Annotated in this window: 26 protein-coding genes and 1 pseudogene; 4 read left to right on the forward strand and 23 right to left on the reverse strand. The window is 33.5% G+C overall.

What is annotated here, in order from left to right; translation table 11 throughout:
• The first annotated feature begins 112 nt into the window (after positions 1-112).
• Positions 113-1,269 (forward strand): annotated as a pseudogene (locus HMPREF2706_RS09415) (FAD/NAD(P)-binding protein).
• 64 nt (positions 1,270-1,333) lie between these two features.
• Here HMPREF2706_RS09415 and HMPREF2706_RS09420 read toward each other — a convergent pair.
• From HMPREF2706_RS09420 to HMPREF2706_RS09445, 6 genes are all read right to left on the reverse strand, one after another.
• The gene (locus HMPREF2706_RS09420) at positions 1,334-1,708 is read right to left on the reverse strand and encodes a PaaI family thioesterase (protein WP_002433169.1); all 375 of its coding nucleotides are present in this window, start codon (positions 1,706-1,708) and stop codon (positions 1,334-1,336) included.
• 24 nt (positions 1,709-1,732) lie between these two features.
• Positions 1,733-3,049 (reverse strand): Na+/H+ antiporter family protein, encoded by a 1,317-nt coding sequence (locus tag HMPREF2706_RS09425; protein WP_037548539.1) that lies wholly within the window; start codon positions 3,047-3,049, stop codon positions 1,733-1,735.
• Positions 3,050-3,382: 333 nt separating this feature from the next.
• On the reverse strand, positions 3,383-4,864 hold the full coding sequence (locus HMPREF2706_RS09430; RefSeq protein ID WP_037548536.1) for a M17 family metallopeptidase: 1,482 nt from the start codon (positions 4,862-4,864) through the stop codon (positions 3,383-3,385).
• A 104-nt stretch (positions 4,865-4,968) separates the two neighbouring features.
• On the reverse strand, positions 4,969-6,177 hold the full coding sequence (locus tag HMPREF2706_RS09435; RefSeq protein ID WP_002469921.1) for an NAD(P)/FAD-dependent oxidoreductase: 1,209 nt from the start codon (positions 6,175-6,177) through the stop codon (positions 4,969-4,971).
• A 377-nt stretch (positions 6,178-6,554) separates the two neighbouring features.
• On the reverse strand, positions 6,555-6,914 hold the full coding sequence (locus tag HMPREF2706_RS09440) for a HesB/IscA family protein (RefSeq protein WP_002433168.1): 360 nt from the start codon (positions 6,912-6,914) through the stop codon (positions 6,555-6,557).
• 73 nt (positions 6,915-6,987) lie between these two features.
• Positions 6,988-7,233, reverse strand: a complete 246-nt coding sequence (locus HMPREF2706_RS09445) for a YuzB family protein (protein WP_030065028.1) — start codon at positions 7,231-7,233, stop codon at positions 6,988-6,990.
• Positions 7,234-7,548: 315 nt separating this feature from the next.
• Between HMPREF2706_RS09445 and HMPREF2706_RS09450 the strand changes: the two genes are divergently transcribed.
• Complete coding sequence (locus HMPREF2706_RS09450) at positions 7,549-8,613, forward strand: NAD(P)/FAD-dependent oxidoreductase (protein WP_030065026.1); 1,065 nt, start codon at positions 7,549-7,551, stop codon at positions 8,611-8,613.
• A gap of 59 nt (positions 8,614-8,672) precedes the next feature.
• On the opposite strand, the gene HMPREF2706_RS09455 is transcribed toward HMPREF2706_RS09450, so the two are convergent.
• The gene (locus tag HMPREF2706_RS09455) at positions 8,673-8,993 is read right to left on the reverse strand and encodes a YuzD family protein (protein ID WP_002433267.1); all 321 of its coding nucleotides are present in this window, start codon (positions 8,991-8,993) and stop codon (positions 8,673-8,675) included.
• 100 nt (positions 8,994-9,093) lie between these two features.
• Between HMPREF2706_RS09455 and HMPREF2706_RS09460 the strand changes: the two genes are divergently transcribed.
• Positions 9,094-9,336, forward strand: coding sequence for a NifU family protein (locus HMPREF2706_RS09460; protein WP_002433501.1), 243 nt, complete (start codon positions 9,094-9,096; stop codon positions 9,334-9,336).
• 210 nt (positions 9,337-9,546) lie between these two features.
• On the opposite strand, the gene dltD is transcribed toward HMPREF2706_RS09460, so the two are convergent.
• The 8 genes from dltD to HMPREF2706_RS09500 form a co-directional block, all read right to left on the reverse strand.
• Positions 9,547-10,788: a D-alanyl-lipoteichoic acid biosynthesis protein DltD gene (gene dltD, locus HMPREF2706_RS09465; RefSeq protein ID WP_030065018.1), complete on the reverse strand. Its 1,242-nt coding sequence runs from the start codon at positions 10,786-10,788 to the stop codon at positions 9,547-9,549.
• Complete coding sequence (gene dltC / locus HMPREF2706_RS09470; protein WP_002433359.1) at positions 10,785-11,021, reverse strand: D-alanine--poly(phosphoribitol) ligase subunit 2; 237 nt, start codon at positions 11,019-11,021, stop codon at positions 10,785-10,787. Before dltC ends, dltD begins: the two co-directional genes overlap by 4 nt.
• Positions 11,022-11,038: 17 nt before the next feature.
• Positions 11,039-12,253 (reverse strand): D-alanyl-lipoteichoic acid biosynthesis protein DltB, encoded by a 1,215-nt coding sequence (dltB, locus tag HMPREF2706_RS09475; RefSeq protein ID WP_049426880.1) that lies wholly within the window; start codon positions 12,251-12,253, stop codon positions 11,039-11,041.
• Positions 12,250-13,707, reverse strand: a complete 1,458-nt coding sequence (gene dltA, locus HMPREF2706_RS09480) for a D-alanine--poly(phosphoribitol) ligase subunit DltA (RefSeq protein WP_070862337.1) — start codon at positions 13,705-13,707, stop codon at positions 12,250-12,252. Before dltA ends, dltB begins: the two co-directional genes overlap by 4 nt.
• 15 nt (positions 13,708-13,722) lie before the next feature.
• Positions 13,723-13,872 carry a teichoic acid D-Ala incorporation-associated protein DltX gene (locus HMPREF2706_RS09485; RefSeq protein ID WP_002433492.1) on the reverse strand — a complete coding sequence of 50 codons (150 nt, stop codon included), beginning with the start codon at positions 13,870-13,872 and terminating at the stop codon, positions 13,723-13,725.
• A 412-nt stretch (positions 13,873-14,284) separates the two neighbouring features.
• Complete coding sequence (locus tag HMPREF2706_RS09490) at positions 14,285-15,253, reverse strand: 2-hydroxyacid dehydrogenase (RefSeq protein WP_023350620.1); 969 nt, start codon at positions 15,251-15,253, stop codon at positions 14,285-14,287.
• Positions 15,254-15,326: 73 nt separating this feature from the next.
• On the reverse strand, positions 15,327-16,106 hold the full coding sequence (locus HMPREF2706_RS09495; RefSeq protein WP_049426873.1) for a TIGR01457 family HAD-type hydrolase: 780 nt from the start codon (positions 16,104-16,106) through the stop codon (positions 15,327-15,329).
• Complete coding sequence (locus tag HMPREF2706_RS09500; RefSeq protein WP_002433111.1) at positions 16,106-16,540, reverse strand: DUF86 domain-containing protein; 435 nt, start codon at positions 16,538-16,540, stop codon at positions 16,106-16,108. Before HMPREF2706_RS09500 ends, HMPREF2706_RS09495 begins: the two co-directional genes overlap by 1 nt.
• A 118-nt stretch (positions 16,541-16,658) precedes the next feature.
• On the opposite strand from HMPREF2706_RS09500, the gene HMPREF2706_RS09505 reads away from it, so the two are divergent.
• Entirely contained in the window at positions 16,659-16,925 is a 267-nt protein-coding gene (locus tag HMPREF2706_RS09505) for a DUF3055 domain-containing protein (protein WP_030065009.1), read from the forward strand.
• 120 nt (positions 16,926-17,045) lie between these two features.
• Here HMPREF2706_RS09505 and HMPREF2706_RS09510 read toward each other — a convergent pair whose 3' ends face one another.
• The 8 genes from HMPREF2706_RS09510 to sufB all read right to left on the reverse strand — a co-directional run bounded on the left by HMPREF2706_RS09510 (position 17,046) and on the right by sufB (position 25,485).
• A complete protein-coding gene (locus HMPREF2706_RS09510) occupies positions 17,046-17,435 on the reverse strand; it encodes a YutD family protein (protein WP_030065008.1) in 390 nt (129 codons plus the stop codon).
• Positions 17,436-17,512: 77 nt separating this feature from the next.
• Positions 17,513-18,430 carry a lipoyl synthase gene (gene lipA / locus HMPREF2706_RS09515; protein WP_002433269.1) on the reverse strand — a complete coding sequence of 306 codons (918 nt, stop codon included), beginning with the start codon at positions 18,428-18,430 and terminating at the stop codon, positions 17,513-17,515.
• Between the two features lie 83 nt (positions 18,431-18,513).
• Complete coding sequence (locus HMPREF2706_RS09520) at positions 18,514-19,833, reverse strand: bifunctional metallophosphatase/5'-nucleotidase (RefSeq protein ID WP_049426870.1); 1,320 nt, start codon at positions 19,831-19,833, stop codon at positions 18,514-18,516.
• A gap of 93 nt (positions 19,834-19,926) precedes the next feature.
• Entirely contained in the window at positions 19,927-20,754 is an 828-nt protein-coding gene (locus tag HMPREF2706_RS09525) for a sulfite exporter TauE/SafE family protein (RefSeq protein ID WP_002433256.1), read from the reverse strand.
• 12 nt (positions 20,755-20,766) lie between these two features.
• Entirely contained in the window at positions 20,767-21,615 is an 849-nt protein-coding gene (locus HMPREF2706_RS09530) for a DUF72 domain-containing protein (protein ID WP_030065006.1), read from the reverse strand.
• Positions 21,616-21,782: 167 nt separating this feature from the next.
• On the reverse strand, positions 21,783-22,850 hold the full coding sequence (locus tag HMPREF2706_RS09535; RefSeq protein ID WP_049426938.1) for an NAD(P)H-dependent flavin oxidoreductase: 1,068 nt from the start codon (positions 22,848-22,850) through the stop codon (positions 21,783-21,785).
• A 24-nt stretch (positions 22,851-22,874) separates the two neighbouring features.
• A complete protein-coding gene (locus tag HMPREF2706_RS09540; protein WP_030065005.1) occupies positions 22,875-23,900 on the reverse strand; it encodes a hemolysin family protein in 1,026 nt (341 codons plus the stop codon).
• A gap of 187 nt (positions 23,901-24,087) precedes the next feature.
• On the reverse strand, positions 24,088-25,485 hold the full coding sequence (gene sufB / locus HMPREF2706_RS09545; protein WP_049426864.1) for a Fe-S cluster assembly protein SufB: 1,398 nt from the start codon (positions 25,483-25,485) through the stop codon (positions 24,088-24,090).
• Positions 25,486-25,665: the final 180 nt, after the last annotated feature.

The following is a 25,665-nucleotide window of genomic DNA, read 5'->3' on the forward strand; positions in this document are numbered from 1 at the left end:
TTTTATACGACATAATACATCAATAGTCTTTTGTCTATATGCATAAAATGTGATATGATTTAAATCGTAATTATTTCGATTTAAAATTAAGAAAGTTAAGGGAGTGCTTTACATGCATTGGACTATTATTGGTGGCGGAATTCAAGGTACAACTGTAGCAATTAAACTAAGAAATGAAGGAATAAGTAGCAATCAACTAACTATTATTGATCCTTATCCTTCCCTATGTGAACAATTCAACGAGTATACCAAACGTATAAGTATGCCTTTCTTAAGATCGCCATTTGTGCATCATATACATCCCCAACCTTTTCATTTAAAACAATATGCTAAATTAAATCAATATACTTCGGCATATTACGGCCCATATAAACGTCCTCAAAGAGATATGTTTATGCATCATATTCATGATTTAGTACATCAATACGATTTAAATAAAAGTCATATTCAAAGCATTGCTTCTAAAATTATGAGTAATCAACAAGGTAAATGGCAAATTGAATTACATAACGGGGAGTCAATCCTTACCGATTGCGTAGTTATTGCAAATGGATGTAATCATCAACCATTTATACCTTCGCAATTTATTAGTAAACCTAAAGTGACTCATATATTTGATAAGAATTATGATCAAACAATTGAAGAAAAAGCTAATCATATTGTTGGTTCAGGGATTTCAGCAGCACATTTAACGTTAAAATTAATCGTCAAGAAAATAATAATAAATTACATTTATGGCTTAATAAAAACATTGAAATACATGATTTTGATGCAGATCCTGGGTGGTTGGGCCCAAAACGCATGAATCACTTGCTAGCAATATCTTCACCAGAAGCGCGTTTAAACGTCATTAATGAAGAACGTCATAAGGGCTCAATGCCTATGGAGTTATTTTTACGATTGAAGAAACAAGAACAAGCGGGTCGGTTAATGATTCATCATTCACCTATAGATGAAATCAATGATAAGACTATCACTTCCAATGGTTGTCATTATAAATATCATCATATTTTACTTGCCACTGGCTTTGTTAATAAAATCTGTAATCAACCTTTGATTCAACATCTTATCTATGATGAACAAGCCCCATTAAATTCGTGTGGCTATCCTTCATTAAGTGATGAACTTGAATGGCTACCTCAATTGTTTGTTGTGGGGGGACTTGCTGATTTAGAATTGGGACCCTTTGCGAGAAATATCATGGGTGGAAAAGAAGGTGCTGAGAGAATTAGTAAAGCATTACATCGTTTAAATAAAAAGATATCATAAACTAAAAAAGTGCTCCCTCTAATGTAGACTAAATCGTCTTTAAACCATTAAAAGGAGCATTTTTTTATTTGATTGATTTGATAGCAATAGTGCCACGCATAATACTAATTAATTGATTCGAGTCATTTTTGATTTCAACATTCCATACTTGTGTTGTACGACCTTGATGTATGATCTTAGCAATTGCTGTGACACGTCCCTCTTTTGTTGAATGTATGTGGTTAGCATTCATTTCTAAGCCAAGAGGAATATATTGAGTTGTATCTATTAAATTAGCAGCACCCAAAGAACATGCTGTTTCACCTAAGGCGAGACTTGCACCCCCATGTAAATATCCGAATGGTTGTTTAACCTTGTCTGTAACAGGCATTGAAATTATTACAACACCTTCATCCTCTTCTTCAACATGCATTTCAAATGTCTCCAAAAGATTGGTCACGCTTTACACACCTCATTTCAAGTTTTATAGTACCATAGCTGCAATCGTACCAAAAATAATTAGAGGTATATTATAAAACAAGAAGTTCGGAATACACGTATCTCGTATATGATCGTGCTGTCCATCGATATTGAGTCCTGCCGTTGGGCCTAAAGTAGAATCACTCGCTGGTGAACCTGAATCACCAAGAGCACTTGCCGTACCAATTAAGGCGATAAGCGCCATAGTATCAAGACCAATAGATGCGCCGAATGGTATAAATAATGATGCGATAATTGGTATCGTTGCAAATGAAGAACCGATACCCAAAGTAACAATAAGACCAATAATATACATGACAATAATACTAATTAATTTATGATCACCAGTGATACTTGTTAAATCTTTAACCAATGTATCAATATCACCCGTTGCATTCATAACCCCTGCAAAGCCGTTAGCTGTCAGTATTACTACCCCAATATACGCCATAATTTTAATACCATCAACAAACTGTTCATCTAGTTCGTACCACTTATAAACTCTAGAAATAAAGAAGACGAGCACACCTGCAAGCGCACCAAAAATCATTGAATCTGTAAAAGTTTGGACAATAAATGTCGCTAAAATCGCAATGATTGTCACGATTAAAACATAAGGCTTTAATTCAGTGACTGTTTCACGTTCATCAACATTACGTTGTACGTAGTTTCTTGGTTTACGATACACGATAAACCCTAATATAAGTCCTACAATATATCCCATTGAAGGAATTAACATCGCCTTCCAAATCATACTGAATTCAATTGGGTGATGCGCTTTTTGGAAACCACTTTGAATGATTTGATGGAAGATTTGACCAAAGCCATATGGAAGTAAAACGTAAGGCCAGCATAAACCAAATCCGATTACTAAACCAATGAGTCGTCTATCAATTTTTAAATCATTGAATAAACTAATTAATGGAGGAATAACTATTGGAATAAAAGCTATATGTACTGGAATAAGATTTTGGCTCATAATACTCATTGCTAATAAAGCAAGAATAATAATAACTTTTACTTTTATACGTGAAAGTCTGCTATTTTCTGAATGGATGCCTTCAATAATTTTTCCAACGAGATAATCAGTAATCCCGCTATAAGAAATGAGTGCTGCAAAACCACCTAGTAAAGCGTAGCTTAAAGCAACCTCTGCTCCATCGGTAATATTCTTCCCAAAAACACTGATGACTTTCTCTACACTCATACCAGAAATTAAACCACCTATGAGTGCACTTATAAATAAACTAATGACTACATTGAGTCTACATAAACATAAGACGATCATTAATATAACTGCTATAACAACTGCATTGATCATGTCGCTCCCCATCCTTTACCACTCTATCGAACTAAAGTATTTATGTTTTAAATAGTACCAAGACACAAATTTAATGTCAATATAAAATATGATGCAAAATATTTTATTGTTGTAGTCTTAATTATCCTACTCGTAATCAATGACTGGATTAAAAGTGTGCTAGATTCAAGCTTCTTTTAAACCAAGTCATTTATGTCACGAGATGGTAAGTGATGAAATATTTGTTAAAAACATTCTTCAATTAAAGTCAATTGTGGAAAACCTCAGAACTACTAATTACATACTATTATGCTTTCACACATAATGAACATCATCTTTACAATTATAAGGATGTTACTGGTATTGTTGTTTCAACCATTCTACTACTGTAGGAATCATATAACCTGTTGGCCCTTTTGGACCTTTAAAAGTTGATTTATTAATCGTAGCTGGTCCTGCAATATCAAAATGGATATGGGGTGTCTGACCACTAAAATGCGTAATAAATGCTGCTGCAAATAATGCTTTACCTTGTCCATTCGTATGATTGACTAAGTCTGCTATGTCTGAATTTCTAATTAACTGCTTTTCAGTATCTGTGATAGGTAATTCAAACACTTTTTCATCTACTGATTTAGCTATATCTAACAGACTGTTGATTTCATTTTTAGCGTGAGAGTGAAAAGCAGCTGCTTTATCCTCTCCAAGTGCCACAATTGCTGCACCAGTTAAAGTGGCGAAATCCATAATAAGTTGTGGTTGAAATTGCGTAGCATATGTAACGGCATCACCTAGCACCATACGTCCTTCAGCATCACTATTTAACATTTCAACAGTTTCGCCGCTGAGTGAGGTAAAAACATCATCTGGTTTCATAGACTTTTCATTAATCATATTCTCAGCTGAAGCAATAACTCCCACTACATTAACTGGCAATTTTAATCTCTCGATAATATCTATCATTCCAACAACGTTTGCGGCCCCACACATATCGAATTTCATCGTCTGCATACCGATTTTAGATTTAATGCTATATCCACCTGAGTCATATGTAATACCTTTACCTACTAAAGCAATGGGTGCATCATTCGACTTTCCGCCATTGTAAGTTATTGTTATTAAACGAGGACCATTCACCGAACCTTTTCCGACTGCATGTAAAAGCCCAAAGCCCTCTGATACAATTGTTTCCGCATCTTTAATATCTACTGATACCTTTTTATCTTTAAAATGACCCTCAATTTCTTCAGCAAAATATTGTGGTGTTAATATGTTAGGAGGCATTTGACTTAGCTCACGTGCTAAATTAATAGACATCCCTAGTTGTTGACCTTCATTAATATCAGAAGCAATCTCATCATGTTCAGTTTGTATATAAATAGATGGTTGATAAGGCGCTTTTTTATCTGATTTATAATTATCAAATTGATAAATGGATTGTTCACTCTGCAATCCGAGAGTTTTAGCCACCTCTACTACATCATTATGTTTAGACATAAATGTATCTATAAGAACTTCAGCTTCATTAATATGTTCTTGTTTTAAATACTGAAACGTATATCCCCAAACTTTTAATAATCGCTGATAAGAAAGCTCTTTAAGATTACCTAATCCCACTGTTAACAAGCGCTTTGGCTGATCATTTATGTAAAGCAAAGTGGAAGATATCTTTCCAACCGAGCTTCCAATAATATGATGTTGCTTCAACGTCTCAAGTTGTTCAATAATTGATTGATTCTTATATTTAATGTCTCTTAATTGATTAATGTGTTCTGGTAATCCCACGATGAGCGTTTCAATATATGTGTTAGATTTTTCATTGATGTAAATGTTCATAAAATACCTCCATTTATGTATATCGTATTATAGGTTTCCTATTAAAAAACCCTCCTGCTTAATAAACAGAAGGGTGAAATACATTTATATATAATTAGCTTAGTTTAGAATTTACCTTTTTTGAATGCTAAGCCGATACCACCGAGTTTGAATACGGCACGTGTATCAATAACTTTTTTCATTAATGCAGCTTTTTTACCAGTAATATCTCTACCGTAAACGATACCTACACCATCATGAGCACCTAATGAGCATACTGTACCACGATTTACGTATTGGAAGTCTTCTTTAGATTCACCATTTAAGATATGTTTGATATTTTTGGCAACATGTTCACCTTGTTGCATAGCAATTTGTGCAGTTGTTGGTAATGGACGTTCTTCACCAGCTGGAATGAATGCTGAACAATCACCAATAACAAAAATATCATCGTGACCTTCGATAGTTAAATCTTGCTTATTAATGATACGACCACGTTTAACACCTTCAAATGATTCTTCCATTAACTTACTACCGCGTACACCAGCAGTCCATACTGAAGTACCAGCTTCTAATTGTTGTTTTTCTCCATCTACTTCTACAACGAAACCTTTTTCGTTACAAGCAACAATTGGAGTGGCAATTTTGAATTCTACACCACGGTCTTCTAAGTAATTAACCGCGTAGTTTACAAGTTCATCAGAGAACATTGGTAACATTTTTGGTGCCGCTTCAACGCAAGTTAATTTAACTTTACTTTGATCGATACCATATTTACTGCATAATTCTGGAATTCTATCTGTTAATTCACCTAAGAATTCAATTCCAGTGAAGCCAGCCCCACCTACTAAGATTGATAAATCTTTATCATCTTTTTCTTTAGAAGCTGCGTAATTAGCAAATTTATCTTCAATGTGACGAGATAATTTACGAGAAGTTAATACGTTCTCGATTTGAAAAGCATAGTCTTTCATACCTTCAATGCCAAATGTTTCACTTACGAAACCTAAAGCTACTACTAAGATATCGTAGTCATATACTCCCTTGTCAGTTTCGACGCGTTTAGCATTGCGGTCAATTTTTGTTACTTCAGCAACTACGAAGTTAACTTTATCTTGTTTTACAGCACTTTCAACTGGATATAATAAATCTTCATAATTGATTGTACCAGCAGAAGCTTCATGTAACCAAGTTGATTCATAGTGATATTCATTCTTATTAATTAAAGTAATTTCTGCTTCGTCTGCAGAAATTTCTTTTTGTAATTTAGTAACTGTTTGTAAACCAGCATAACCGGCACCTAAAACTAGCACTTTCTTACGATCTTGAGCCATCTCTAATTCACCTAAGCTTTCATAATATTTTAACCAAAATGAAGATAAAGGCTATAAACTTATGACAAGGTAAATTGCCCTATCGTTATAGACTTCGTCGACATCTTAAATTATTACGTCTTTTATCAAGGTTAAATCTTTAGTTGTTCACACAAAAGACAATTTTTAATCCAATTCTAATTTTATAGCTTTTACGCTACATTTTCAAGCTACAACAGAGTTAGATTGTGAAGATTTTAATTTAACTAACGTAGTTCTCACAAATGCCATAGAAACGTTGTAAAACATCCAAATAATATAAAAAAATAGGCAACCTGTTTCCAGGATTGCCTAAAATCTTTTTACATCATTTAATACTATTCTTTGGTTTGACTTATTTAGCATTGTTCAGGGTTACCTGATACTTTAGCCGTTTTGAATGAGCTTCCACAACCACAGGATGCTATTGCATTTGGGTTATCTATTTGGAAGCCACCGCCCATAAGTGATTGTTTGAAATCAATTGTTGTACCATTTAAAACTGGTGCATCATATTTATCAACAAGTACTTTAAGTCCAAAGTATTCTAATACTTCATCGTTCTCACCAGGGGCTTCTTCGGCAGACATTCCATATGTGAGCCCTGTACAACCGCCACCATTCACTTTAATTTTTAAATAGCCATCTGCCATATCATTACTTTCTAACATATCTTTTACTTCATATGCAGCTGCTTCAGTTAAGATTACTGTTGGCATACAATTTACCTCCCAATTTCTCAAAGAAATTTTATAATTTCTACATCATTTTATTGCTAATTTATGTTATATATTAAAACATATTTGTAATATCGTTTTCTTCAATGTGTTTATAAATATTGTTTAATAAATCCTCTGGCGAATCACCTTCAACAATATCACCATCGACAAGTACATACAACCCACTAGAGCACATGCCACAATTTTGCAAGCATCCGTATTCTAATACATCTACGTCTGGATCATTTTCCAATTTTTCATAGACGATATCTCCGCCCTTTGCCATGTTCGACACACAAAATTCTACTAACGGAAACATAAGACACCTTCTTACTATTTTATTAGTCTTAACATTATAACAAAGTTACTAATCATATGCCTATCGGTCAGCTTGATGATTTCCATCATGTATGGTATACCCTTATTTCTAAAAATTAAATTGTATTCTACATTTGTTTGTAGTCATTTTGAAAAACCGATATAATGAAGATATATATATTTACTTTCAATTCAGGGGTTAAGAAAGTAAATCGTTAACTATCTATAGTGTAAACGGGCACATTTTAAAAGATAGTCTCAAAGGATCTCAATAATTTTTCAAAAATTAAACAAATTGAATAAAGGGGTATAAAAAATGAAAAACTTAGTTTTACTAGGCGGGGGTTATGGTAATATGCGAATTATGTCACGTATCTTACCAAATTCAATTCCCGAGGGGTATCAAGTGACGTTAGTCGATCGAATGCCTTTCCATGGATTAAAACCTGAATTCTATGCACTAGCAGCAGGTACAAAATCAGACAAAGACGTACGTATGCAATTTCCAGATAATAAACAAATTAATACAGTATATGGTGAAATCAATGATATTAATTTAGAGGAACAAATCATTTCTGTAGGCAATTCTAAAATCGACTACGACGAACTCATTATAGGGCTTGGTTGTGAAGATAAATACCATAATGTTCCTGGCGCTGAAGAATATACACATAGCATTCAAACATTATCTAAATCACGTGAAACCTTTCATAGTATCAGTGAATTACCTACCGGTGCGCGTGTAGGAATTGTAGGAGCTGGACTTAGTGGTATCGAATTAGCAAGTGAATTACGTGAAAGTCGTTCAGATTTAGAGATTCTTCTATACGATAGAGGCCCTCGTATTTTAAGAAATTTCCCTGAAAAGCTAAGTAAATACATATCAAAGTGGTTTTCTAAACACGACGTTACTGTAGTACCAAATTCAGTTATTGATCGCGTTGAACCCGGTAAGATATATAATAACGGTCAACCTGAAGATATTGATTTAGTAGTTTGGACAGCAGGAATACAACCTGTTGAAGTTGTACGTAACTTACCAATCGATTTAAGCAATACAGGACGTGTCATTCTTAATCAATACCATCAAGTTCCAACTTATAAAAATGTGTATGTAGTAGGAGATTGTGCAGATCTTCCTCATGCACCTAGTGCACAATTAGCCGAGCTACAAGGTGATCAAATTGCCGATGTACTCAAAAAACAATGGAATAATGAATCACTACCAGATAAGATGCCTGAAATTAAAATCCAAGGCTTCTTAGGTTCTCTTGGAGATAAACAAGGTTTCGCATATATAATGGATCGTACAGTCACTGGTCGTTTAGCTTCAATTTTAAAATCTGGTGTGCTTTGGCTTTATAAATATCATAATGGTTAAATCACTTATTAAAGGCAAGTTCTACTCATTTAAGAACTTGCCTTTATTTCTGTATTAAACTACGCTTCAAAATGCGTTTCTATAAAGCGTACAACTGGTTTCATTTGAATGTAACCGTCAGCAACATACTCATCGTTCATCGTTACTAATGGATAAAACAATTCGTCTTCTTGAATTCTTTCAATAAACTGTTCGTCATGATCTGTTAAATTCTCTGTATCTCGATTAATGTCAATATATGTAAATTCAAAATGATGTTCTGGAAACTTCCGTTTTAGCAAAGGTTGAAGCCATTCATATGTATCTTTCGATGTTGGTGCGTTAACACAACTTGCACAAATTACATCAGCTCCATAAACCACAACACTTATTTTAGTCATTAAAAATCCCCCATCTTGTTTTATAGATTTTTACTACTGAATCTATTATAATGAATTAATAATGATTATGAAATAAATGACTTGAAAGGAGACATGTCACATGCCTACTGAAAACGCAACGATGTTCGATCAAGTAGCTGAAGTCATTGAACGCTTACGTCCATTTTTATTACGCGACGGCGGTGACTGTACACTTGTTGACGTCGAAGATGGTATTGTTAAATTACAATTACACGGTGCTTGTGGTACATGCCCAAGTTCTACAATCACTTTAAAGGCCGGAATTGAACGTGCACTACATGAAGAAGTTCCTGGTGTTATCGAGGTAGAACAAGTATTCTAATCGAATATATGAGTATAGATTGAGTCTGGGATGTTATTCTCAAATTAACAGCAGTAAGATAATTTTTATTAGAAATTATCTTACTGCTTCTTTTATATTTTATACTCTTCATTAACATATAGTTTTGATTTACTTTTGAAAATTTGACAACGTTTATATTTAAAAAGCCAGAAACTACTTATTTGTAGTCTCTGGCTTGATTATTATAAATTATTCATCATGATGCTTCTTTTCGTGATGGTCATGGGCTTTGTGGTCTTTTTTTGGTGGCTGATTCTTGGAGTAATCAACTTTATGATTTTTAGGATCTTTACCATCCATATGTTTAGCAATTTGTTGGTCTACATACACCCAACCTTTCCATCCAATATGAACAGCATCACTAATTACATATTTCTCATAATCTTTATTTGTCATATCATAAATTTTACCACCATTATCTACTACAGTAGAATGGATTTTTTTATAAATAGACTCACGTCTATCTTTATCTATACCGATATGATCATACCATCTACCATTTGATGGAATACTTACGTACTGTACATCTGCACCTGCTTCATGCAGAGTTTGCACTAATAATTGTAAGTCTTGGAATTCTGGAGAATCAATATTAAATTCATAATCACGTTTTATTTTACGTTTATTCTCTTTAATTAACTTCCAGTATGGGTCTCTAATATCAAATTTGTTAGTTTTAGTATTAGCCTTCCCAATATCTATAGCCTTATCTTTCATCTCATTCCAAGATGCATCTTCTTCAGTAGCAGGTTTAACATGTGCTAATGGAGGCTTTTTAAATGAGAATAGAGATTTAATTGCTTCAATTTTTATAAGTTGGTTTTCTTTAAATGCAGAAATATAGTTACCTGAAACTTCCCCTGGATGTTTCGCTTGCTCTCTTAAATATGATTTATTGTGAGCATGCGGAAATTGTAATAATCGTTGAGCATAAAGTTTCTTTAAGTCAGCAGGCATATTTTTTTGATTGAACATCTGGTTGATCTGAGTTTGTGACATACGAGCATCAAAGTTTTGATTTGTTAAACCGTGATTGGTAAACCATTGAGGAGAAATAATAAATGTTAATTTCTTCCCTTTGAGATTATCGTATTGTGATGCCAATTCAACTGCATTAATCAAATCCGTTGATCCTCCAGTCCCGAGTAAAAACGTTTGTTTGCTTGAATTATGTTTATTCAATGCAATACCTGGATTAAAAGGATCATCTTTACCAAGTTCACTTGAACCATATATTGGATAATACTTATCTGACTCAAATAGTTTATTTTGAATGAGCGTGCCTTTTAATACTTGATCTGTTAAAGAAATTCTATTATCAGCTAGCGTTTTATCCGTTACTAAGCCCGTAAACCAGCTTGCTGGCAATAGGACGAAGATAACGAATATCACACCACTAATTAAGATAGGTAAGAAAGGTTTAAATTTCATCGTAACTCTTCTAAAGCTTCTACAATTTTATTAGGAGTTGCCCACTCATCTCTATCAAAATCCATAATAGATACTTCAATATCTAATTTATTTTGAATTTCTAAAAGTAAACCTACAGTTTGGAAAGAATCAATAATACCTTCTTCAAAAATTTCTACATCTGGGTTTTCTTTTACAATATCATTTTCAGCTACTTCTGCTAATAAGTCTAAAACTTGATCTCTAAATTCCATAATTAATTACTCCTTTATTAAATAAATTTACCTGAGAAAATTAAGAATCCAAATGTTACAAAATGGAAAGTAATGATAATACTCAATGCTGTAGTAAATCCATTTTGCCAACGTGGTGGATGTTTTTTACGCCAGCGTTCATAATAACCATACCCTATGAACAATGCCGCATGGTATAAACCATAAACAATGTAATATACTTCAAGACCATGCCATATGCCCATAATAAAGAAGTTTAAGAAGAATGCCATATTAGACATTGCAAATTGACTTTTTAATAACTTCTTACGAGACATATAGAATAATGATCTCATGTAAATGCAATCTCTAAACCAGAACGATAAAGTCATATGCCATCTGTTCCAGAAATCTTTAATATTTTTAGCTTTAAATGGTTGATTAAAGTTCGGTGGTGTTTTAATTCCATATAAATAACTTACTGCAATCGCAAACAAGCTATATCCTGCAAAGTCAAAGAATAAGTATAAGCTGTATGCATACATATAAAGCCACATATGTGTGAAACCGTGTAAGTTCATTTGTAATGGGTTAACTGCATACACTTGAATAAAGTACGCAATAATATATTTATACAAGAACCCTAACATAATCATGTGGATGGCTTTAAGAACAAGCTCTCTATACTCTCCACCTGTAGGCACCTTCTTATCGTCTTTAACAAAACGTTTATAACGATCAATTGGTCCAGAAGAAATTGTTGGGAAGAATGAAATAAATTGAATTAACTTCCAAACTTTGATCTCTTTAATTGAACCATCTCTAATTTCCATAATAAGTTGAACACTTTTAAATGTTACGTAGGATATACCTAAGAATCCGACAAATTCGATTAATTTACTTTCATGAAAATGAATCTGATGTCCGCCTAACCATGAACTTTGAAGAATCTTCACAATCGCTAATGGTAGGATAGATAACACCATGACAGTAGTAAATTTAGCAAATGTATTATTCTTTTGACGAGACTTATAATAGAACATGATTAATGCGACTTGCCAAATTACATAAATAATAAAACTTAACAAGTGCACACTTAAATACTTTTGACCAAGAAGATTGTGTTTATCTGAAGAAAAGATAAGTACAATCATAATGGCGGTACTTATACCGTTATAAATATAACTACGCTTACCTAAAAATCCGAGTATTATAACTGGTATAAGCACAATAAAAGCAATTAAGAAGAAGGTAAACGTTCCATATGGAATCATCCGTTAACTACCTCTGCAATCTTCTTACGATCTAATTTACCATTTGAAGTAAGTGGTAATTGTTCCATCCATTCGAACTTTCTCGGAATCATATACTCTGGTAAGCGTGATTTAAGTTCATGTTTGATATTCGTTGTCATTTCTAAGTTGTCTTCAACTCTATCATAAGGTACAACAGCACCGATAAGATGTACAACTTTACCATTTTTATAAACTGGTACGACAATTGCTTCTCTTACATATTGTGATTGACGTAATTGCGTTTCAATTTCTTCTAATTCCATTCGATAACCGTTTAACTTAATTTGGAAATCGATACGTCCTTGAATAAAACATAATCCATCTTCTTCTTTAGCCTTATCTCCAGTGTGATAAGTTCTGGTACCATCTTCAAAGTTGAAAACCGCTGTAGTCTTCTCCTCATTCTTAAGATAACCTAAACTCACACTTTGTCCTTCAATAACAAGCTCACCTTCATCAGTAGTTGATAATGTTGTACCTGGTCGTGATACGCCTACTGGTAGAGGATTATATTGCTCTAATACATCTTGAGTGATTTGAATACTTGTTACAGCCACTGTAGCTTCTGTAGGTCCATACGTGTTGTAAATTGTGGCACTTGGATATCTACTTACTAAAGCTTTAGCTGTTCTATGAGGTAGAATTTCCCCGCAGAAGAAGAAATGATTTAAACTATTATATTGCTTCTCATTAAGATTTGGTAATAATAAACACATTTCGATAAATGAAGGAGTAGATACCCAAACATTAATTGGTGTGTTCATTAACATCTCATTTAACAGTTTAGGTTTTTTAATCATATCTTTATCCACTAAATTAAGAGTACCACCGGACGTTAAGCATGGATATATCGCCATGACCGATAAATCAAATGAGAATGGTGCTTGGTTTAGCCATTCTTGACCTTGTCCAGCTCCATTCAGTGATACCATCCACTCGGCAAATTCAACGAGACTTGCATATTCGATTTGAACCCCTTTAGGTTCTCCTGTCGAACCAGATGTAAAGATAGTATACACAACATCGTTATATTTCATTTGACTATCAAAAATAACAGGATCTTGTGAGTCTTGAATATCTTTAATAGAAATTTCTTTTCCGATAGATTGCTCTAAAGTTTCATCTGAAGTGTTAAAAATAAATTCTGGTTGAACTTTTTCGATAATCATTTTTACACGTTCTTCTGGTACTGATGTATCGATAGGTACATAACCACAACCCGCTTTAATTGCTCCTAACATCCCGACAATCATATACGGAGACATGTGTCCATATAATACCATTGGTTTTTTACCATCTTGTAATTGATGTGCTAACTTACTTGAAGCTTCATCTAATTCTTTATAAGTCAAGACATCTTCTATATGTCTAACAGCTATCTTATCTGGCTGTTCTTTAGCGAAATGATTTAACGTATTAATAATTTCTGCCATCATTACTCTCCCTCATTAAAATTCATTATAAATGAAGTTATTATGTGTATCGCCACTACCATATATTAAGTATAAAGCTATAAATATAGCTAAATATAATAATGTAAGTAAGTAAGGCTTCATTTTTTCATAATACTTATTAGGTTCTTTACTTTTAGTTTTCATATAGCACCTCTTAAACTTAGATTGTTTGATATGTATATAAACAATCATCTTACATATAAAAATATATTCGTCAAAATTTAAAGCTTTCTCGAATCGTTAACATAAAAATACAATGCTACTTCTATATTTTTGTTTTACAATTCATTATAGTCACAATTGAATTATAATTCAATTCTATTTTTATAATTATTGCATGTTTCACTTTGATATCAAGACTTTGTAAAACATTTTTTCGTCACGCATTGGGAAAGACTTAAGTTCCTCTTTTTATTAGAACATCATTATTTTAAGACTAAAACATCTAATAAACAATTACATACCGACTAACAAAATTGTTAGATTAAATCACTAAAAACTCACGCAACCTCAAAAGGATAATTATCCCTAGATTGCGTGAGTTTAAAAAACCTTTTTAGTTATTAACTTTTACCGGAGTGATAGGTAGTTGATGATTTAAAACAGCTAAAATATTATTAACACAAAGTTGTACCATTCGATCTCTTGTGAGACGTGATGCGCTTCCAATATGAGGTACAATCACCGCGTTATCAAGTTTCAATAGAGGATGATTCACATCGATAGGTTCTTGACGCAATACATCAAGTCCACAACCTAAAATAGTATGATTTCGTAGCGCTTCAACCAATGCAGTTTCATCAACAATGGCACCTCGTCCGATATTAATGAAAATGGCATCATTCTTCATCAAATTGAATGCTTTTGAATCAAATTGATTCTCAGTTTGTGGTGTTAACGGTGCTGTACAAATGACAAAGTCACTTTCTTTTAATAAAGTTTCAAACGAAACGTACGTCGCATCTAACTCTTTTTCAGCTTCTGGATTCTGAGTACGGTTGTGATATAAAATACGAGTATTAAAACCTTTTAAACGACGTGCAAACGCTCTACCAATACCGCCCATACCATATATACCTACTGTCGAACCGTGAACATCTTTTCCGGAAAGTAAATAAGGCCCCCAGCTTTGCCATTGACCCTCTTGCACATATCTTTCCGCTTCAATAATGCGTCTAGCAACTGTTAACATAAGTGTAAAACCTAATTCAGCAGTCGTTTCAGTTAATACATCAGGTGTGTTAGTTACAGTAATGTCATGATCATTCGCTCTGACGACATCTATGTTGTCATAACCTACAGCCATATTTGCAATAATTTTAAGGTCAGACGCTTCTGTCAATACTTCTTCGTCTACGCTTTCACTTAAAGTAATAAAACAGGCAGTAGCGTCTTTAACTTCACTTAAAAATGTTTCTCTAGGCATTGGTGTTAATTCTTTATCCCACATGACGACATCGCCGATTTGTTCTAATTGTTCAATAAATTTTTGAGGAATCTTTCGAGTAATTAGTATTTTGTTCATCCACTCACCCCAGTTTATTTATACATCTATTATTTAATGTTTACCTTAGAAAATTATTACACAGTACTATGGGTTACTTTTCAAGTTCAGTGATAGCAACATTTAAATCTGCGAAAGAATGTGTGGGTGGTACTTCTTTAGTTTGAATTTCTTCGTAAGTAGATACGCCTGTTTGAACGTGAATCGTATCAATGCCTACATTAATACCTGACATAATATCTGTATCATACAAGTCTCCTACCATGGCTACATCCTCTTTATTTAAACCTAGTATTTCTAGAGCTTTATCCATAATTATCGTTTCAGGTTTACCAATAAATTGTGGTTGTACCCCAGTAGAAACACTAACAACACTTGTAATAGCGCCATTTCCAGGTAAGAACCCTCTTTCCTTAGGAATGGAGACGTCAGGATTAGTAGAGAGGAATTTAGCACCATTCCTAACTCCTAATGTGGCTACTGCAAGTTTCTCATATGTAACTTCTTCATCTAAACCAATCACCACATAATCTACATGTTCATCAGCTTTTACAGTTAATCCTGCTTCAGTTAAAGCTGTTTTCAAGCCATTACCACCAAGCATGTAAACTGATGCATTTGGGTGTTCTTCTGAAATAAAGTCAGCAGTAGCAAGTGCTGAAGTCACAATTTCCTCAGGTTTCGCATCAATTTTCATTTCACGAAGTTTGTCAACAACTTGGTCCGGCGTCTTCGTTGAGTTGTTTGTAACATATAAATGTGGTATTTCATTGCGATTCAAATAATCTATAAATTGTGCCGCTCCATCGATTTCATCTGTACCTTTGTACATCGTACCATCTAAATCGATTAAATAGGCTTTATAATTCTTCACTATTGGTTCTCCCCTTTTCCAAATGCAGTAATTGGAACGTTCTCACTTTCAAGAAATTGTGCAACCTCTTTGATAAATTCCTTATAATATGGCAATGATTTATCAAATAAAGGCATGATTTCTTTTACATTTAATTCTGTATAATTGTGTGCAAATTGTTTTCTGACATCTACAGTGTCATTAATATGGGTTTGAGTTTCCTTAGAAATTACATTTTCTAATTCTAGAATATCAATCACGTCTTTATAGTTACCTGGATCTCTTAAAATAAACCCATCTATAATCATATTTCCAATATCTACTGATGATTCGATTAACATTTGAGCAATACGTTCATACGCATAATGATTTTCTTTATTTTTATCATAATCCTCTGTCAAACCTTGTAAATAGGTCAATTTCTGTGTCAATTTTTCTTTATCTACGAAATACATTCGTTCGTCACCTCTTCATACATCTATCATGCTTATCATATCATAATTTTGCAGTCGTCTTCATTTGTCGTTATACTTAGACGTAACACTTTTTGGAAAATAAAGGAGCGCATAACGCATGATTGATATGTACTTATATGATGACGAAGAACAAAGCCAAGTTCAGTTCGTAGGGTTTGTTGGAGAACACAGTCGTTATGATTTAATGCTCGTTCAAACTGACAGACACTATGGGAAAACACTCGTATTAAATATGCAAACAAATAAATTCGGAATTATAGGAACAGATGATATTGAAGAAGAAGGCTATATTGCACATATACTTGGTGTCACAAAAGAAGAAGGCGATGAAATTATTGGATACTTGAACGAAGTGATTCATTAAATATATCTGTTAACAAGAACGTAATCATACCACTACAACAATGAGCAAAAATGATATATATCTACTTATAAATCATAAAGGCCCATTAAATCGAGATATAGTGCTCGACTTAATGGGCCTTTATTTATCTTCAGTATCTTGTGTTTTCTCAGTATCTTGAATGGTAGGTTGTATTTTAACATCATGAAGTTTATCTATAAGATCCGCTTCATCCTCTACTTCGTCTACTAGTTCATTTTCGGGTATATGTCGTACTACAAAATATGGGCAACCAAAATTACAGTATTCTAGTATGTAATCTTGAATACTTGAAAACCGTTTACTTATCTCAGCTTTCTTATTACTATCTTTATAAAAACCTTTTAAACGTAATTGATCATAACCAAAATCACCAACTACATAATCATACTTATTTAAAATATCTGAGTATCTCGCTGCAAATGTTTCCTCATTGAAACAATCTCTATATTCTTCAATTAATTCAAAGTATTGTTCTTCTACTTTAATCATCGTTTCACCTAATCTAATTAATATAAAAACTTAGGTTGATGACGAACCAACCTAAGTTTCAGAATATATATTACATCTTATTTACTTAATTGTTCTTCACCTTGGCGTTGTCTTTCTTTAGCTGCTTCGTTAACTTGTTCATCTGCGTGATATGAACTACGTACAAGTGGACCTGCTTGGCAATGTTTGAAGCCTTTATCCATAGCAACTTTTCTCATTTTACCAAATTCTAATGGTGTATAATATTTCTCAACTTTAAGATGTTTACGAGAAGGTTGTAAGTATTGTCCTATTGTAAGGATGTCTACATCATTTGCACGTAAATCATCCATTGTTTCATAAATTTCTTCCATTGTTTCCCCTAAGCCGACCATAAGACTAGATTTCGTTGGAATATCAGGTTGTAGTTCTTTAGAACGACGTAGAAATTCTAACGTACGATCGTACGTAGCACGGGCACGTACTCTAGGCGTTAAGCGACGAACTGTTTCAATATTATGATTTAAAATGTCTGGTCTTGAAGCCATTAAGGTTTCAAGCGCTTCATAATCTCCACCCATATCCGATGGTAAAATCTCAATCGTTGTAAATGGGTTTCTTTCTCTAACTTTACGCACTGTTTCAGCGTAGACATTTGAGCCTTGGTCTCTTAAATCGTCACGAGCAACTGCAGTAATAACCACATGTTTTAAGTTCATTAACTCTACTGATTCAGCGACACGTTCTGGTTCATTTAAATCTAATTCATTCGGCAAACCAGTTTTAACCGCACAGAATCGACAAGCTCTTGTACAAACAGCCCCTAGAATCATAAACGTAGCTGTACGTCTAGCTCCCCAACATTCGTGTATGTTTGGACACTTTGCTTCTTCACAAACTGTGTGTAAATTTTTCTCACGCATCATCTTTTTGAGACCAGTATAGTTTTCGTTCGTGTTAAGCTTAATCTTCAACCAATCTGGTTTACGCAAAATTTCTTCATTTTTAGTCGCCATAACAACGCATACCCTCCTGTTTAATATCTCTTCGTTTATTATAACGAAATTAACAATAAATTAAAATCTAATATACGTTAAATTTAAAATCTAAGCAACTTTTCCTTGAAAATGTCTCTTAAAAATTCTGGCATGATATAATCTGTTGGCAAGCCTTTTAAAATTGGGAAATATCTACCAAATGTATACATATCGACAGTACCTAACGTGTATTGATGATCTGTTTGAATTTCTTCACCATTTATGAAGTATCTATTTTCAGATTCTATGAATCCTAGATTATAAAGAATATAACCACCGAAAATGTCACCTCTAAAACCTAAGCCTTGAGCATGTTCATGCATGTATTCCTGTTTTTGGCTCTTTTGAATGACTTTAATTAATTCGTCACCGGTTAAACGAACCCTCACTAAGTTAATCGGATGCGGTAACATACGATGAATATCATATTCCGTGACTTTATCAGCCTCTATACTATTCACAATTAACCCAGCATTCACTAATGCACAATCTGCATGCGTAAATTCATAAACACTCTCTGCTAATAAGTAAGAAGTTTCGGTAATGACATCCGTTTTTTTCAGTAATTTAACATGATGGTCAATGACAGGCTCACTTAATAAAGCTTTACCTTCTTCTTCAAAGTGCGTTTCAACTTGTGGTAACGCATCGAGAGGATGTAATTTCGCTTTTTTATCAGAGACTTTACCATGTTCGATGGTTAGGTTGACTTCTCCTAAGAAATGACCATATTTCCCAGCTGCGGCCATAAGTACGCCATTGTTAAATTCACCATTTTCAAAGTAATGGTGTGTATGACTCCCGAAAATGACATCAATTTCAGGAATTTCTTGGCATAATTTCTCATCAAAGAAAACACCCACATGGCTCATAACAATTAAAATATCAAATTGACCCTTATGAGCTTCAATTTCATCTTTAATTGCCGCTAATGGATCAGTCACAACCCAATCCAGTGCTCTGTAAAAAGGAGTGAATGGTGCTGTTGCAGCCATAAATAATATACGACTACCTTCAATTTCTTTAATATATGAAGACGTTATATGATTAGGTAAATATCCTTTCTCATCAAACACATTTGCACATATGACTTTAAAATTCGCGTCAGTGTATAAATTTTGTAGTGCTTCATGAGAAATCGTCATACCTTCGTTATTACCAATCGTCGCAATATCACAATGTGCTTGATTAAGTAATTCAATATTCTTTTTACCAATCGTTGCTTCTGTGACAGGGGCTGATAAATCTACATGATCACCAATATCTAAATAAAGGGAGGGATGTTGAAGTTGTGGTCGATGGCTAGCCATATAAGATTGAATACGGGCATATTCATTTAAGTGACTGTGAATATCGTTTGTATGATAAATTGTTAATTCCATGACACGTCCCCCTCTCAAATTAATCAATCAATTATACTTATTAGTTACTTTAGCATTTAACATCTCTATCTAAAAGTAGAAGTGCTTAGAGTATTACAAGAGAGATTTAATTATTAAATATGCGCCTAATAATAACATGACTGTTCTTAGTAGCATGACTACAGTATCTGATTTAAGTGAACGATTCACTTTAACTCCAATTTGCGCTCCAATAATACTAGAAATAATCAATGCCACTGAATAACCCCAAGCAACATGACCTTGTACAATGTGTCCAATAGAACTCATTACACTTGAAAAGAAAATCATCATCATACTTGTTCCTACAGCAACATGTGGTGGAAATCTAAATACAATGAGCATTAATGGAGTCATTAGAGCTCCTCCACCTATACCAAATAAACCGGTAAGTATACCTATAAATAAAGTTGCGACAAATGCAAAGAATGGTGGCACACTGTAATGATAGGTTTTACCCTCTGCATCAACATATGTACGTTCATATTGTGGTTTATCAAATATTTTGAAAGGTTTAATTTTATGACGCACCATAAGCAATATTGCTACACAAATCATAAAAATACCAAAGTATAAGTTAAATGAATCTAAAGTTAAAAATTGACTCAAAAATGAACCTATGAGCGATCCTGGTAATAAGCCAAAAAGAAAAATAGAACCGTTTTTTATATCAACTTGTTTCGTTTTTAAATAACCTAATGAAGATGATAATCCTGTAACGATAAGGATAACTGAAGATGTACCAATAGCAATCTGTGGAGTGATGCCATGAAGTATATGATGATTTACTCCTAAATATACAAGCGTCGGCACAATAATTATGCCGCCTCCTATACCTACAATTGACCCTAAGATTGCTGAGAGTCCACCTATTAAAACAAGTAAAATAATAGTTAATAACATGATATTCGCCTCTTAAAATAATTTTAATTGTTGTGGAGCTAAACCTTCATAATCAATACCTAGTATGTCTTGATATGTTTTAGCATTTTGAGCTGCATGTCCACCAGAATTATTATTAAAAATTACATAAACTTTTTTAGCTTTTTGATTTAGGATTTTAACCTTTTGTGCTAAATCTTCAAGTTCTTCTTCATTATAATCATACAAATATCTAACATCTCGCCATTCTTGATCTGTCATATCTTTTTTCGTCCATCCATGACGATTACGGCCATGATAACGTACAAAAGCTACTTGGTTTGTAATTCTGTTAACGAGAGGAATACTACCTTCTTTTACTTGAGGTTCATCAACAACAGAATGTATAATTTGATGATCTGTTAAAAATGATAAAGTTTGCTCTTTAAAACGATCATCGAACCAAGATTGATGTCGGAACTCCACGCACATAGGAACTTCCTCTAATTGCTTTCTTACATATAAAATGTAGTTAATATTTTGAGCGTTGCAATCAAACCATGGTGGAAATTGAACTAGGACCATCGCAAGTTTATTATGCTCTTTAAGAGGCTCAAGCATCTCTTTAAATTGTTCAAATAATTCACTACGTGTTTCCGCATATTCTTTATAATCTGCATGAAGGGTTAATGCTTGGTGTATTTTTACAATAAATTGAAAACGTTTAGGCGTTTCATTTATCCATTTCATTATGTTTCGTTCTGGTTGAATTGCATAATATGAGGCATCTAATTCCACTATGGGAAAATGACTAGCGTAAGTCTTTAACTTGTCACTTTTGCGGTCTAAATCCTCATATAATGTATCATGGTCTCCCCAACCAGTAAGACCTATTTCTATCATTTTTATCACCATCAACATGATACCACACTATAATAGAGTGGTTCACTCGAACAAGCTAAAATTTACATATTCTTTATTATTATAAAAATCGATGATTTTCATATAAAAAAGAGAAGGATACTCCGTTATTATCAACGGATGCTTTCCCTCTCTTAATTGAACTATATCTATATAAGTTGTAATTTCTTATTCACTTGCGATATGACTCTATCCATTATCATTGCAGCATGCATTTTCTCAGCAAGACGTGAAGATTGTCCACTCCACATATGTGTAAGTTCTCTATTACCATCTTGAGCTGCAGCTTTTCTGATACTATTAGTCAGTTGATTTTGAATTGGATAATCAGGAATTTCGCCATCAAACTGATTCATTTCATCAATAAACTCATTATGAATCCCTCGTGCATACTTACCACTAAATACTTTAGTAACTACAGTGTCTGTTTCCTTGCTTCCTAGAATAGCATTTTTTAATAAATCACTCGCAGCACTTTCATCAGAAATCAGGAATGCTGTACCCATTTGCACACCTTGTGCGCCAAGCATCATGCTCGCAAGCAAACCTCTACCGTCCATAATTCCGCCTGCAGCTACCACCGGTACCGTCACATTATCTACCACTTGAGGTACAAGCGACATTGTTCCTATCATAGGCTCATCATCGCCATGATTTAAAAATGAACCCCTGTGTCCACCTGCTTCACTGCCTTGTGCGACAATGATATCCATTCCTGAACGCTCATTTTCAATTGCTTCATCAACACTTGTAGCTGTACCGACTAAAGTGACATTTGCTTCTTTAAGTTTTTGAATTGTTTCTTCATCAGGAATACCGAATGTGAAACAACATACAGGCACACGATACTTAATAATTAAATCAATCGCTTGTTTAAACTGTATATCCTCTGTGACATTGACAACAGGTTCCTCTAAATTAAATGCACGTCTATATGGTTTCAACCAAGCATTCATATGATTAATTTGGTCTGGTAGATAACGATTTTTACTAGGAACAAAGAGATTCACGCCAAAAGGTTTATCAGTCAATCGTTGCACTTCTAACATTTCATTTTCCAACTTTTCAGCATTAAAATAACCTGCACCGATTGTGCCTAAACCACCACGTTCACTAATAGTTGAGACTAGGTGAGGCGTCGTACTACCAGCCATTCCTGCTTGAATGATAGGATATTGTATGCCCAATACTTTCGTCATTCCATTTTCATTCCACATCATGTTTCACCCTTCTTAATAAAGTTATCGGCCTTTCATACTTTGAGGAAGTCTTTGATTTTTTAATTTTTCTTCTTCTTCTTGATCCATTTCATCCTCAATTTCCATGCCTAGTAATTCTTCAATTAAGTCTTCATGTGACACAATCGCATCGGTACCACCATATTCATCCAACACAATCGCTAAATGCTTACGCGTCACAGTCATTTTACGAAGCACCCATTCCGCTCGATTGTGCTCGTTTACAAATAGTGGGCTCGATACATAATTCGTAATTTTATCGTCTTTATGCTTACTCCATGCTAATAAATATTTTGAATGAAATACACCGATAATATCATCAATATCTTCATCATACACCGGATACCTTGTATAAGGTTCATTCATAACTGTTTCATATGCTTCATCATAAGTGACTTCTTTTGAAAATGCCACTACCTTCACGCGTGGTGTTGTATCTACATCAGTTATCTTTAATTTTTCAAAGTCCATCACATTTTGCAAACGTGCATTTTCAACTTCATTAAATGCACCTTCTCGTCCTGCAATATTTAATAATGTACGTATTTCTTCTTTTGAAAAACGCTTTTCCACAGGTTTTCCTCGAGAAAACAAATGATTAATACCGTCTGTCATTTTATTCAATACGAATGTGATAGGCTTTAAAATAATAACTAAAATATTGATAATTGGATAAACCAAACGTGAAATTTGATCTGGAAATGTCGCAGCAATTGATTTCGGAATAACCTCTGAAATTAAAATAATTAATATAATTATAATTACAGAAGCAACGACAATATTGACTCCCTTTCGAATAGCTAAAATAGCTACTAGAATAGGTAAAATAATATTTGCTACGTTATTAACTATAAGAATAGTCGTAATAAATTCATTGGGTTTATCTAATAATTTTGAAAGTCCTTTAGCTTTTCTGTCACCATTCTTCGCAGCAGTTTGAAACTTAGTACGATTAGCAGCAGTTAATGCCGTTTCACTTCCAGAGAAGAAAAACGAAACTAAAAATAAAATGATAATCGAGACAATCATGATGTATTCTCCTTATAAAATAATCATTGTAAACTTTTATACACTATTTCCCAAGAAATAAACATTCGAAACGATAAACCACTATGACAATAAATGAATCAAATAAATAACCTGCCAACAACTCTGATATAAGGTTGATGACAGGTTTAATATTCTAAATTATTAAATTCGTAACTTTAGTGTATAATTAGCCGATTGAACCTTCCATTTCGAATTTGATTAATCGGTTCATTTCTACTGCATATTCCATTGGTAATTCTTTAGTGAATGGTTCAATGAAGCCCATAACAATCATTTCAGTGGCTTCTTCTTCAGAAATACCACGACTCATAAGATAGAATAATTGTTCTTCTGACACTTTAGACACTTTAGCTTCGTGTTCTAATGAAATATTGTCATTAAATACTTCATTATATGGAATTGTATCAGACGTAGATTCATTATCTAAGATTAACGTATCACATTCAATATTTGAACGTGCACCTTTAGCTTTGCGTCCGAAGTGAACGATACCACGATAAATAACTTTACCACCATTTTTAGAGATGGATTTAGAAACGATAGTTGAAGATGTATTAGGAGCTTTATGAATCATTTTAGCACCGGCATCTTGAACTTGACCTTTACCAGCGAAAGCAATTGATAATGTACTACCTTTAGCACCTTCACCTAGTAATACACAGTTAGGGTATTTCATTGTTAACTTAGAACCTAAGTTACCGTCTACCCATTCCATGTTACCATTTTCATGAACAAAAGTACGTTTAGTAACTAAGTTATAGACATTGTTTGCCCAGTTTTGAATAGTTGTGTAACGAACATGCGCATCTTTATGCACTATAATCTCAACAACAGCCGAATGTAATGAGCTTGTTGAATAAACTGGTGCAGTACAACCTTCAACATAGTTTACTGATGCACCTTCATCCGCAATAATTAAAGTACGCTCAAATTGACCCATATTTTCAGAGTTAATACGGAAGTATGCTTGTAAAGGTGTATCTAATTTAACGTTTTTCGGTACATAGATAAATGATCCACCTGACCATACTGCTGAATTTAATGCCGCGAATTTATTATCTGCAGCAGGTACAACAGATGCAAAGTATTCTCTGAATAAATCTTCATTTTCACGTAATGCACTATCAGTATCTTTGAAGATAATTCCTTTTTCTTCTAATTCTTTCTCCATGTTGTGATAAACAACTTCTGATTCATATTGTGCAGATACACCAGCTAAATATTTTTGTTCAGCTTCAGGAATACCTAATTTGTCAAACGTACGTTTAATTTCTTCAGGAACTTCATCCCAAGAACGTTCTGTATGCTCTGATGGTTTAACATAATAAGTAATATCATCAAAGTCTAATTCTGATAAGTCTCCACCCCATTGTGGCATAGGCATTTTATAGAATAATTTCAATGCTTTAAGACGGAAATCTAACATCCATTGCGGTTCTTCTTTCATCTTAGAAATTTCAGTAACGATATTTTCTGTTAAACCTCGCTCTGATCTGAAAATGGACACATCCTCTTCGTGGAAACCATATTTATAATCTCCAACATCAGGTGCTTTTTTAGCCATTTTAATCACTCCTTGAATTGATAATTAATAAACAACGTGCGCATGAGATTTTTAATTTATATAGTTAAAAGTGTAATACTTAAAAATGACTATTCTTTAAAGTTGTAATATATATTATAACAACATACTGTAGTCATCTAAAGACTACATAATTGCTATAATTTAAGTTTACCCGATTCA

The organism is Staphylococcus sp. HMSC067F07, from assembly GCF_001837405.1.
Lineage (GTDB): Bacteria > Bacillota > Bacilli > Staphylococcales > Staphylococcaceae > Staphylococcus > Staphylococcus capitis.